Origin of the sequence: Alkalimonas delamerensis, assembly GCF_030717955.1 — a bacterium.
Taxonomy (GTDB): Bacteria; Pseudomonadota; Gammaproteobacteria; order Enterobacterales; family Alteromonadaceae; genus Alkalimonas; species Alkalimonas delamerensis.
Window position 1 is genome coordinate 114576 of record NZ_JAUZVY010000005.1, and the last position, 11380, is coordinate 125955.

General features: G+C 52.3%; 11 protein-coding genes. 8 read left to right on the top strand and 3 right to left on the bottom strand.

Annotated features, from left to right (window positions below; translation table 11 throughout):
• The first annotated feature begins 30 nt into the window (after positions 1-30).
• Entirely contained in the window at positions 31-1053 is a 1023-nt protein-coding gene (locus Q3O59_RS12310; protein ID WP_305945861.1) for an SGNH/GDSL hydrolase family protein, read from the top strand.
• A 53-nt stretch (positions 1054-1106) separates the two neighbouring features.
• On the opposite strand, the gene Q3O59_RS12315 is transcribed toward Q3O59_RS12310, so the two are convergent.
• On the bottom strand, positions 1107-2036 hold the full coding sequence (locus Q3O59_RS12315; RefSeq protein WP_305945862.1) for an SPFH domain-containing protein: 930 nt from the start codon (positions 2034-2036) through the stop codon (positions 1107-1109).
• A gap of 21 nt (positions 2037-2057) precedes the next feature.
• On the bottom strand, positions 2058-2489 hold the full coding sequence (locus Q3O59_RS12320) for an NfeD family protein (protein ID WP_305945863.1): 432 nt from the start codon (positions 2487-2489) through the stop codon (positions 2058-2060).
• Positions 2490-2699: 210 nt separating this feature from the next.
• Here Q3O59_RS12320 and Q3O59_RS12325 point away from each other — a divergent pair, with 210 nt between their 5' ends.
• The 6 genes from Q3O59_RS12325 to Q3O59_RS12350 all read left to right on the top strand — a co-directional run bounded on the left by Q3O59_RS12325 (position 2700) and on the right by Q3O59_RS12350 (position 10351).
• Positions 2700-3854, top strand: coding sequence for an iron-containing alcohol dehydrogenase (locus Q3O59_RS12325; RefSeq protein WP_305945864.1), 1155 nt, complete (start codon positions 2700-2702; stop codon positions 3852-3854).
• A gap of 75 nt (positions 3855-3929) precedes the next feature.
• Entirely contained in the window at positions 3930-4739 is an 810-nt protein-coding gene (gene dapB, locus Q3O59_RS12330) for a 4-hydroxy-tetrahydrodipicolinate reductase (protein ID WP_305945865.1), read from the top strand.
• 196 nt (positions 4740-4935) lie between these two features.
• A complete protein-coding gene (carA, locus tag Q3O59_RS12335) occupies positions 4936-6066 on the top strand; it encodes a glutamine-hydrolyzing carbamoyl-phosphate synthase small subunit (RefSeq protein WP_305945866.1) in 1131 nt (376 codons plus the stop codon).
• 31 nt (positions 6067-6097) lie between these two features.
• Entirely contained in the window at positions 6098-9319 is a 3222-nt protein-coding gene (gene carB, locus Q3O59_RS12340; protein WP_305945867.1) for a carbamoyl-phosphate synthase large subunit, read from the top strand.
• Positions 9316-9789, top strand: coding sequence for a transcription elongation factor GreA (gene greA / locus Q3O59_RS12345; protein ID WP_305945868.1), 474 nt, complete (start codon positions 9316-9318; stop codon positions 9787-9789). Before carB ends, greA begins: the two co-directional genes overlap by 4 nt.
• A gap of 136 nt (positions 9790-9925) precedes the next feature.
• A complete protein-coding gene (locus Q3O59_RS12350) occupies positions 9926-10351 on the top strand; it encodes a hypothetical protein (protein WP_305945869.1) in 426 nt (141 codons plus the stop codon).
• Here Q3O59_RS12350 and yhbY read toward each other — a convergent pair.
• Positions 10333-10629 (bottom strand): ribosome assembly RNA-binding protein YhbY, encoded by a 297-nt coding sequence (yhbY, locus tag Q3O59_RS12355; protein ID WP_228589749.1) that lies wholly within the window; start codon positions 10627-10629, stop codon positions 10333-10335. The two genes, Q3O59_RS12350 and yhbY, sit on opposite strands and share 19 nt — an antisense overlap.
• Before the next feature lie 83 nt (positions 10630-10712).
• On the opposite strand from yhbY, the gene rlmE reads away from it, so the two are divergent.
• Positions 10713-11345 carry a 23S rRNA (uridine(2552)-2'-O)-methyltransferase RlmE gene (gene rlmE, locus Q3O59_RS12360; protein ID WP_228589747.1) on the top strand — a complete coding sequence of 211 codons (633 nt, stop codon included), beginning with the start codon at positions 10713-10715 and terminating at the stop codon, positions 11343-11345.
• Positions 11346-11380 lie beyond the last annotated feature (35 nt).

Consider the following 11380-nt stretch of genomic DNA (forward strand, 5'->3'; position numbering starts at 1 on the left):
GAATAAAAACAACAAACAGGGTAGATAACGATGACAATAAAAATCTTTAAGCAACAACTCACAAGGCTTCAAACCTTTTTCACCGTGCTGGTCTTCACCTTATTGGCAACTCCCGCACTGTCTGCGCCGATGTTCTCGGATATGTATATCTTCGGAGATAGTTTGTCCGATACCGGCAATACCAGAGCGGCAGTTCCATTGGGCAGTTTGGGGCCTATCGCTGCCGAAGCTGGTTATGGTTCGAATGGTCGCTTTTCGAATGGCGATCTTTGGCATGAGTTTATGGCAGATGATCTTGGTCTTAGTACCTCACACTCACGCGGTGGTGGAAACAACTTTGCTCATGGTGGTGCACGGGTAAATAATGACACCGGCTTTTCTGCTGGCTTACTCTGGCAATGGGATAACTATCAAAGCCGTTTTGGCGGTGCAGTGATGGATCCAGCTGCGCTTTACGTGGTGTGGGCTGGCGGTAATGATATGCGTGATCTGGTGGGAAGTACTGCTCCCCTGATGACGATTGCCTCGATTATGGGCAATTATCAGGCAATGTTGACGGAGATGATCCTCGGTGGTGCTAGCACATTGCTGGTGCCGAATTTGCCGGATCTTGGCAGTATCCCTGAGTTTCGTGCTGGAGTAAATAGTGACTCGGGTAATGAGGTCAGTACTCTTTGGAATCAAGCCTTGCAGCTGATGTTGCTAAATTTAGCAAATCAGTATCAGGTAGATATCTTCATGCTGGATGTCTTTAGTATCTTTAACGCAATTCTGGCAGATCCGGCTTCAGAAGGGTTCGTCAACACGACGGATGAATGCCGTTCCCTGACCGGCAATGTATTTACGCGCCGTGAAGTTAGCTGTGCTGATGCGCATACCTACGTGTTTTGGGATGAAATTCATCCTACCAGTCGGGCACATCAGGTATTGGGCCGTGAAGCCACCGCTTTACTGGCATCCGGTCAAACGGTCAACTTCCAGGTACCTGCACCAGCAACGGTTCTGCTGCTGCTTGCGGGTTTGGTGGTGATTCGTCTGCGTCGGCGGGGATAAACTTTAAGTAAAAAAAGCGGGCCGCAATGCGGCCCGATTGTTGGATGACACTGTTAGAACTTTTTACCGCTGAGTAATTCCTGAATGGCCCCGACGGAGCCCAGTACATTGCTGGTCTCAATCGGCAGGAAGATGCGATCGCCTTCTTTGGCAATATTTGGCAAGGTCTGTAGGTATTCACGACCAAGCAAGTAGCCAATAACCGTATCCGAGCTCAGCTGGCCGTCGCCGGATGCCAGTACTTCCTCAATCGCTTTACGCTGGCCCTGAGCGCGCAAAATAGCCGCTTCCTTTTCCCCCTGAGCACTTAAAATGGCCGCTTCCCGCTCACCTTGTGCCCGGGCAATGGCCGCTTGTTTTTCACCTTCTGCTTCCGTCACGGTGGCGCGGCGTTGCCGCTCGGCGGTCATTTGCTTGCGCATGGCTTCTTCGACATCGACCGGTGGTGAAATATCCAACAGCTCCACTCGCACCACTTTGATGCCCCAGCCATTGCCGGCATCGTCCAGTACCATCCGCAGGCGCTCGTTGATCTCTTCGCGCGATTCAAAAATGGAGTCGAGTTCCATCCGGCCAATTTCAGCCCGTAGTGAGGTTTTCGCCAGTACTTCCACCGCCTGGATGATGTTTTCCACTTCGTACACGGCTTTGACCGGATCCATGATACGGAAGTACAAGACGCCATTGATGGTTACTGTGACGTTGTCTTTGGTGATCACGCTTTGACCCGGGAAATCCAGCACGGCTTCGCGCAAATCAATTCGCGGGGTTTCGACAAACTTCAGGTTGCGCAGCATAATGATAGGGCGCGGCTTTTCAATAAAAGGCACCGTGATCTGAATGCCGGATTGCAGGGTGCGGTTGTAGGTACCCAGCCGCTCTATCACCATGCACTCGCTGTTTCGGACAATAAAAATATTATTTAAAATCAGGATAATGGCAAAGCCAGCTATCCCAAGTAGTAAGATCAACGCTAAATCCATAAAGTACTCCTTGTGATTGAATTAGTCTTTTGGGGCTACCAATAACGTAATGCCATCTATCCGACACACTTTCACCTCTTGCCCTGCCTGCAGCCAGCTGCTGTCATAACTGCCGGATTCAGCTTTAACCGGGTAAAAACTACCGGCCATTTTTGCCACCAGCTTATCGCCATGCAGCTCCAGCATCACGTTTTGCTGATAGCCAGGCTCAGCCATATTGACGGCTTTGGACGTGCCCAAGCCTTTTTTACGCAACCAAAGCGACAGTGGCAAGAACATCAGACAGCCAAAAGCAAATACGAAAAGTGATTGAGTAAAACCGAGCGCAAATAGCCAACTGCTGATGGCGGCCGAAAAGGCCCCCATGGAAATGGCCAGAATGACAAAAGTACCTGTCATTAACTCCACAATGCCAAAAGCGATGGCAATAATAAGCCAGACCAGTGCCAACATCTTGATTTCCTTAAATTGCAACTAGGTTCATAGTACTATACTAAGCTTTGCCCTGAAGCCCTACCGTCTTTTTGTAACAGGGTGTGGCGAAAAATGTTGTATTGCACAAAACAGCAGCGGTCTGCAGGGGAATTCAGCGGATGTGCCTGAAAAAATGATACCGTTGCTGCTTTGCTACGTACCAATCAGCCAACTTGTTCAGGAGTCTTTATGCAAAATTTTACCTTTCATAATCCTACCCGCATCGTATTCGGTGAGCAGACAATCGCTGAGCTGGCTGCCCTTATCCCGGATGAAGCCAAGGTGTTACTGACCTATGGTGGTGGCTCCATCAAGCGGAACGGGGTCTATGATCAAGTAGTGGCAGCCCTTGAGGGCAAAGTGTTCTTTGAGTTCGCCGGCATTGAGCCCAATCCATCCTTTGATACCTTATTAAAAGCAACAGCCTTGCTGAAGAGCGAACAACTGGACTTTATTCTGGCGGTTGGTGGTGGCAGCGTCATTGATGGCAGCAAGTTTATCGCGGCAGCAGCCTGCTACGATGGGGACAGCTGGGATTTGCTCTGCGGCAAAGCCAAAGTACAGCAAGCAGTCCCGCTGGGCTGTGTGCTTACCCTGCCAGCAACCGGCTCTGAGAGCAACGGCAACTCGGTGGTGACCCGTTACAGCACTCAGGAGAAAATGGCGTTCTCCAGCCCGCTGGTGTATCCGCAATTTGCCGTCTTGGATCCAACCACAACCTACAGTCTGCCGCTCCGCCAGGTAGCCAATGGTGTGGTCGATGCTTTTGTTCATGTGATGGAGCAGTACCTGACCTACCCGGTGAATGCACCAGTGCAGGACCGTTTTGCCGAAGGCTTGCTGCAAACTTTGATTGAGCAAGGGCCGCAGGCGCTGCAACAACCGGAAGACTATGCGGTACGTGCCAATGTGATGTGGGCGGCGACCATGGCGCTGAATGGCTTGATTGGGGTGGGGGTGCCGCAGGATTGGGCCACCCATATGATAGGCCATGAAATTACCGCTTTGCATGGCCTGGATCATGCGCAAACCCTGGCCATTGTGCTGCCTGCCTTAATGCAGCAACAGCGCCAGCAAAAGCGGGATAAGCTGCTGCAATACGGCAAGCGGGTTTGGCAGCTGGCCCATCAGGATGAGGAGCGTTTGATTGATGAAGCCATTAGCCATACCCGGGCTTTCTTCGAGCAAATGGGCGTACCAACCCGGTTAGCCGATTATAGCATCGACGCCAGTGCCATTGAGCCCATGGTAGAGCGTTTGGTGCAGCACAAGATGGTAAAACTGGGCGAGCATGGCGATATTACGCCGGAGGTATCCCGGCGTATTTTGCAGCAGGCGCTATAGCAATCAACAAGTTCTGGACATCCAGAGCGCTGATTTGTTCTAATACCGGCCATTGTCGTTTTAAGGAATACCATTATGTCCAAAATCGGAGTCTTTGGCGCCAACGGCCGGATGGGGCGTGCTTTGGTGCAAGTTTGTCAGCAGCAGCAGTTGGAACTGGCAGCGGCTACGGTTCGGGCAGGATCCAACTGGGTGGGGCAGGATGCCGGTGAACTAGCGGGTTGTGGCCGCCTCGGTTTACCGCTGGTGGCTACTTCTGCTGAAGCGATGCAAAGTGCCGATGTCTGGGTGGACTTTACCATGCCCGAGCCGATGCTGGCGCATCTGGATTTGGCAGTAGCCGCCAAAAAAGCCATGGTGATTGGTGTGACCGGCCTGACCGATGCCCAGTACCAGCGGGTGCAGCAAGCCAGTTTGCAGATCCCCATTGTCTGGGCGCCCAATATGAGCGTGGGAGTCAATTTATTGCTGCATCTGGTGCAAACCGCCGCCAAAATAATGGGGCAGACCGCCGATATTGAGATTATCGAAGCGCATCACCGTTTTAAAAAGGATGCACCCTCCGGCACGGCGATGGCCATTGGTGCCAGCATTGCCAAGACTTTAGGTCGTGATTTGGCCGACTGCGCTGTCTATGGCCGCGAAGGCATGACTGGCGAGCGTGAGCAAGCGACCATTGGCTTTGCCACCGTGCGGGGTGGGGACATCATAGGGGATCACACCGCACTCTTTGCTGATTTGGGTGAAAGATTAGAAATTACTCACAAAGCAAGCAGCCGTACCACCTTCGCCCAAGGCGCTATCAGGGCTGCTGTGTGGTTGCAAAATAAACAGCCAGGACTTTATTCCATGCAACAAGTGCTGGGATTGGCTGAGTTGAGCTAGTTTTTTGCCGCTTAGCCTGGAAAAAATAGTCAAAAGGATCATTTTTCAATAAATCCAAAAAAGCATTAGACGAAATAGCCAAGTTGACATAAAATATCGAGAATTTGCCTGGGCAAATTGGGGATAGTTGCTTTGGATTAAAAACGGGTGTTGAACGAGTTAGTTTAAGCCCGTTTTTTGCTGTTTGGAGGTTATTTTGACGACGTCTGCCTTGCTGGTTTTAGAAGATGGCACTGTATTTCATGGTACGGCCATCGGTGCCGAAGGAGTTTCAGTCGGAGAGGTGGTATTCAATACCTCGATGACCGGTTATCAGGAGATCTTAACCGACCCCTCCTATGCCGAACAAATGGTCACCCTGACCAACCCGCACATTGGCAACACCGGCACCAATGATGAAGATGAAGAATCCAGCCGGATCTGGGCCAAAGGCCTGATCATTCGAGACCTCCCGCTGCTGGCCAGCAATTTCCGCAACCAAGCGTCACTTTCCGATTACTTAAAGCAGCGTGGCATTTTGGGCATCGCCGACATCGATACCCGCAAGCTGACCCGTATTCTGCGGGAAAAAGGCGCACTTAATGGCTGTTTGATGGCCGGCTCTGCTCTTGATGAAGCCAAAGCCTTGCAGCAAGCCCGTGAATTCCCAGGTTTAAAAGGCATGGATCTGGCCAAAGAGGTCTCTGTTAAAGAAGCCTACAGCTGGAGCGAAGGCAGCTGGCAATTGGGTCAAGGCTTTGTTAGCCCAGCCGACACAGAGTTTCATGTGGTGGCCTACGACTATGGCGTAAAGCGCAATATTCTGCGGATGCTGGTCGACCGTGGTTGCCGCTTGACGGTGGTACCGGCTCAAACACCGGCCAGTGAAGTCCTGGCGCTGAATCCAGATGGCATCTTTTTATCCAATGGCCCGGGCGATCCGGCACCATGCGACTACGCCATCACTGCCATCCAGCAACTGTTAGCAACCGAACTGCCTATTTTTGGCATCTGCCTTGGTCACCAGTTGCTGGCCCTGGCCAGTGGTGCCAGCACCAGCAAAATGAAATTTGGTCACCACGGTGGCAACCACCCGGTGCAAAACCTCGACAACAACAAAGTGATGATCACCGCCCAGAACCATGGCTTTGCCGTGGAAGAAGAAGGCTTACCGGCCAACTTACGGGCCACCCACAAGTCGCTGTTCGATGGCAGCTTGCAAGGCATTCACCGTACCGACAAGCCGGCTTTTAGTTTTCAGGGCCACCCGGAAGCAAGCCCTGGACCACACGATGCGGCAGAGCTGTTCGATCACTTTATCGATCTGATGCGCCAGCGTCAGCATTAATTCAGGCTAGCGAGGAAAGACAGAGTTTATTATGCCAAAACGTACTGATTTAAAAAGCATTCTTATCCTTGGCGCCGGCCCTATCGTCATTGGCCAGGCCTGTGAATTTGACTACTCGGGTGCCCAGGCCTGCAAAGCCCTGCGTGAAGAAGGCTACCGGGTTATTCTGGTGAACTCCAACCCAGCCACCATCATGACGGATCCTGAAATGGCCGATGCCACCTACATCGAGCCGATTCACTGGCAGGTGGTGGAAAAAATCATCGAAAAAGAACGGCCTTGTGCGGTGTTGCCAACCATGGGCGGTCAGACCGCGCTGAACTGTGCGCTGGATCTTGAGCGTCATGGGGTGTTGGCGAAATACCAGGTTGAAATGATTGGCGCAACCGCCGATGCCATCGACAAAGCCGAAGACCGCAGCCGTTTCGATAAAGCCATGCGTGCCATTGGTCTGGAATGCCCGCGCGCAGGTATGGCGCACTCGATGGAAGAAGCCTACGCCGTTTTGGATGACATCGGCTTTCCGTGCATTATCCGGCCGTCATTCACCATGGGCGGTTCAGGCGGTGGCATCGCTTACAACCGCGAAGAGTTTGAAGAGATCTGTACCCGTGGTCTGGACCTCTCACCGACCAAAGAGCTGCTGATTGATGAGTCGCTGATTGGTTGGAAAGAGTACGAAATGGAAGTGGTGCGCGACAAAAACGACAACTGCATCATTGTCTGCTCGATTGAAAACTTTGACCCCATGGGTGTCCATACCGGCGACTCCATCACAGTTGCCCCAGCGCAAACCCTGACCGACAAAGAATACCAGTTAATGCGCAACGCCTCCCTGGCCGTATTGCGTGAGATTGGCGTAGAAACCGGTGGCTCCAACGTGCAGTTTGGCATCAACCCGGATGATGGCCGCATGGTGATTATTGAAATGAACCCGCGGGTCTCGCGCTCTTCCGCCTTAGCTTCCAAAGCCACTGGCTTTCCAATCGCTAAGGTTGCCGCCAAACTGGCTGTTGGTTATACCCTGGATGAACTGGCCAATGAGATCACCGGTGGTATCACCCCGGCTTCTTTTGAGCCCAGCATCGACTACGTGGTGACCAAGGTGCCACGCTTTAATTTTGAAAAGTTTGCCGGTGCCAACGATCGATTAACCACCCAGATGAAATCGGTGGGTGAAGTGATGGCCATTGGCCGTAACCAGCAGGAATCATTGCAAAAAGCGCTGCGTGGTCTGGAAATTGGTGTGTCAGGCTTGGATCCGATGCAGGATCTGACTGCACCGGATGCCAAAGAGCGTTTGGTGCGTGAGCTGAAAGAGCCTGGCGCACACCGTATCTGGTACATTGCCGATGCCTTTCGCTTTGGCATGAGCCAGCAGGAAATCTTTGAGCTGACCAAAATTGATCCCTGGTTCCTGGTGCAACTGGAAGACCTGGTGCTGGAAGAGCAAGCCATTTACGATGCAGGCTTCTCTGGACTGGATGAATCGAATCTGCGCCGCTACAAGCGCAAAGGTTTCGCAGACAAACGTATTGCCGATTTGCTGGGTGTCAGTGAGCACGAAGTGCGCAAAAAACGGCATGGTTACAGTTTGCACCCGGTGTACAAGCGGGTGGATACCTGTGCAGCTGAGTTCGCCTCCAACACCGCCTACATGTACAGCAGCTACGATGAAGAGTGCGAAGCCGCGCCTTCAAGCCGCGATAAGATTATGATCCTGGGCGGTGGCCCTAACCGCATTGGTCAGGGCATTGAGTTCGATTACTGCTGTGTGCACGCAGCTCTGGCACTGCGCGAAGATGGTTTTGAAACCATCATGGTCAATTGCAACCCGGAAACAGTCTCGACCGACTACGATACCTCGGATCGCTTGTATTTTGAGCCTATCACCCTGGAAGATGTGCTGGAAATCGTCGCCAAAGAGCAGCCGAAAGGCGTGATTGTGCAGTACGGTGGACAAACCCCGCTGAAACTGGCACGGGCGCTGGAAGCTTCTGGTGTGCCAATCATCGGGACTTCGCCTGATGCCATCGACCGGGCTGAGGATCGCGAGCGCTTCCAGCAAGCGGTTGATAGGCTTGGCCTGAAGCAGCCTAAAAATGCCACCGTCACCAGTTTGGAAGAGGCCTTGCTAAAAGCCGGCGATATCGGCTTCCCGATGGTGGTGCGTCCTTCTTACGTACTGGGTGGCCGGGCGATGGAAATCGTCTACGATGAAGCCGATTTAAAACGCTACATGACTGACGCAGTCAGCGTGTCGAATGAAGCGCCGGTGCTGTTGGATAATTTCCTGGATGATGCCATTGAAGTCGATATCGATGCCATTTGCGATGGCAAGGATGTGGTGATTGGCGGCATCATGGAGCACATTGAGCAAGCGGGCGTGCACTCAGGCGATTCAGCCTGTACCTTGCCACCGCACAGTTTGTCGCCGGCAATTCAGGATGTGATGCGCGAGCAGGTGCGGAAACTGGCGCTGGAGCTGGGTGTCGTTGGTTTGATGAATACCCAGTTTGCCGTCAAAGATGGTGAAGTCTATCTGATTGAAGTGAACCCACGGGCAGCACGGACTGTGCCTTTTGTCTCCAAGGCCACCGGCATTCAAATCGCCAAAGTTGGTGCCCGCTGCATGGCGGGCCGCACTCTGGCCGAGCAGGGTGTCACCAAAGAAGTGATCCCACCTTATTTCTCGGTGAAAGAGGTGGTGATTCCCTTTAACAAATTCCCAGGCGTCGACCCGATTCTTGGCCCGGAAATGCGTTCTACCGGTGAAGTCATGGGCGTGGGCGATACCTTCGAAGAGGCCTTTGCTAAGGCTGAGCTGGGTTGTGGCAGCCTGATTCCAACCGGAGGCCGGGCTTTACTTTCAGTACGCAACAGCGATAAAGTGCGGGTGATTGAACTGGCCAAGCGCATGCTGGAGCTTGGTTTTGAGCTTGACGCCACCAAAGGTACTGCAGCTACCTTGCAACAGGCGGGGATCCCGTGCCGGGTCGTCAATAAGGTTTCGGAAGGGCGGCCACACATTCTGGATCGCATTAAAAATGGTGAGTACAGCTACATGGTCAACACCACCGAGGGACGTCAGGCGATTGAAGACTCCAAAGTGTTGCGTCGTGGTGCGCTGCAATACAAGGCCAATTATACAACGACATTAAATGCAGCTTTTGCCACCTGCAAAGCCAGCGCAGCCAGCGCTTTTGAGCGGGTTGCCTCTGTGCAGGAGTTGCATAAGAGAGTAAACGGATGAAAATACCAATGACGGTTCAGGGCGCAGAAATGCTGCGCGCTGAATTGAATGAACTAAAAACGGTAAAGCGGCCTGAAATTATTCAGGCCATTGCCGAAGCTCGTGAACATGGTGATCTGAAAGAAAACGCCGAGTACCATGCTGCCCGTGAAGCACAGGGCTTTTGCGAGGGACGGATCCAGGACATTGAAGGCAAGTTGGGCAATGCTCAGATTATCGATGTCAGCAGCCTGCCGAATAATGGCAAGGTGATTTTTGGCGCCACGGTGACCATTTTAAATCTGGATACCGAAGAAGAAGTCAGTTACCGCATTGTGGGTGATGATGAAGCCGATATCAAAAAGAACCTGATTTCGGTGAACTCTCCGATTGCCCGTGGCTTGATTGGCAAAGAGCTGGATGATGTGGTCAGCATTCAAACGCCGAAAGGCATGGTCGAGTTTGAGATAACCGATGTTCAGTACCGGTAACGGCATCCTCGGATCTGTAAAAAGCGGCTTTGGCCGCTTTTTTTCTGCGCTTTACCGCAAGCAGAGTATGGGTCCGACCTCCTGAACAAAGCAAATCCACTAAAATCGCCGTTGTGTTAAACAACATGGAATGCCGATGGTTGCAGGACAGCAGAAATTTCAGTTAAAACGTGAAGCCAGGGTGATTTGGTTAACAGCGATCGGAACCTGGAGCAGCCGGACGGTAGAGGACTACATCCGCCAGTTACGCGCCCTGGTCGCCACCCTGAATGGTCAGCCCTGGGCCATGGTGCTGGATGGGCGCGAATGGCAAGCGTGTCCAGCAGATGTGTTTGAAACCTTGCGGGAAAATTCGAGTTGGTGCTTTGAGCATCGGCTGAGTCACGGCGTGGTTTTATTGCCGGAAGATGCCTTGCTGCGCTGGCAGTTCATGCAGGCCACCAAGGTCGAGAAGCCTGCCCATTATCATCGCAACCTGGTGGATAGCCTGGAAGAAGCCAGAGCATTGATGTCGCAGACTGGCTTTTTTAGCGAAACCGATAATCAGGCTTTAGGCAGCTGAAGCTTAGGCTCGTTCGCCGGCCGATACAGCACCAGAGTTTTGCCAATCACTTGCACCTTCTCTGCTTTGCTTTCCCGGACGATGGCATCCATCACCAGCACTTTTTGCTCGCGATCTTCACCCGGTACTTTGACCTTAATCAGCTCATGGTGATCCAGTGCCTGCTCGATCTCGGCCAGAACCCCTTCGGTCAAGCCATTACCGCCAAGCAGTACCACCGGTTTCAGATCATGGGCCTTGGATTTTAAAAACTGTTTCTGTTTATTGCTCAGTGCCATCTTGCTACGATTTCCACAATTTAATCTTGAATTCGTGCTATTGTACCGCCATCTAGAGGTCATAGCCATTTCAGAGTAGTAAGATGACACGAAAAAAGCGCTCAGCCAGCTCAACCCGCTGGTTGAAAGAGCATTTTGATGATCATTTTGTGCAAAAGGCACAGAAGCAGGGGTTGCGATCCCGCGCCGCTTTTAAGTTGGAAGAAATTCAACAGCAGGATAAGCTGATCAAACCCGGTATGACCGTGGTAGACTTGGGTTCGGCACCGGGCAGTTGGTCGCAAATGGCGGCAAAGCTGGTGGGGGCTTCGGGCCAGGTGATTGCCTGTGATATACTGCCAATGGACCCCTTGCCCGGCGTTTCATTTTTGCAGGGTGATTTTCGTGAAGACGCAGTTTTGCAGGCATTACTGAGCCGGATCGAAGGGCGCAACGTAGATGTGGTATTATCGGATATGGCGCCGAACATGAGCGGCAATCTGGCCACCGATCAGGCAAGAGCCATGTACCTGATCGAGTTGGCACTGGACATGTGCCATCAGGTATTGAAGCAAAATGGCAGTTTTGTGGTCAAAGTATTTCATGGCGAAGGCTTTGAAGACTACTTAAAAGCAGTCCGACAGGTCTTCACCACCGTAAAATCACGAAAGCCGGATTCGTCTCGTTCCCGCTCCCGTGAGGCTTACATCGTGGCAACAGGTTTCAAGTCGCACTAGTGGCCTGAATGTATTTAACGGCAAGAAAGAGGTTA

What these genes read in the sequence shown, in the direction of transcription:
- rlmE (WP_228589747.1), top strand. Translation starts at nt 10,713, where the DNA reads ATGACACGAAAAAAGCGCTCAGCCAGCTCAACCCGCTGGTTGAAAGAG.
- greA (WP_305945868.1), top strand. Translation starts at nt 9,316, where the DNA reads ATGAAAATACCAATGACGGTTCAGGGCGCAGAAATGCTGCGCGCTGAA.
- dapB (WP_305945865.1), top strand. Translation starts at nt 3,930, where the DNA reads ATGTCCAAAATCGGAGTCTTTGGCGCCAACGGCCGGATGGGGCGTGCT.
- Q3O59_RS12315 (WP_305945862.1), bottom strand. Translation starts at nt 2,036, where the DNA reads ATGGATTTAGCGTTGATCTTACTACTTGGGATAGCTGGCTTTGCCATT.
- Q3O59_RS12320 (WP_305945863.1), bottom strand. Translation starts at nt 2,489, where the DNA reads ATGTTGGCACTGGTCTGGCTTATTATTGCCATCGCTTTTGGCATTGTG.
- carB (WP_305945867.1), top strand. Translation starts at nt 6,098, where the DNA reads ATGCCAAAACGTACTGATTTAAAAAGCATTCTTATCCTTGGCGCCGGC.
- Q3O59_RS12310 (WP_305945861.1), top strand. Translation starts at nt 31, where the DNA reads ATGACAATAAAAATCTTTAAGCAACAACTCACAAGGCTTCAAACCTTT.
- Q3O59_RS12325 (WP_305945864.1), top strand. Translation starts at nt 2,700, where the DNA reads ATGCAAAATTTTACCTTTCATAATCCTACCCGCATCGTATTCGGTGAG.
- Q3O59_RS12350 (WP_305945869.1), top strand. Translation starts at nt 9,926, where the DNA reads ATGGTTGCAGGACAGCAGAAATTTCAGTTAAAACGTGAAGCCAGGGTG.
- yhbY (WP_228589749.1), bottom strand. Translation starts at nt 10,629, where the DNA reads ATGGCACTGAGCAATAAACAGAAACAGTTTTTAAAATCCAAGGCCCAT.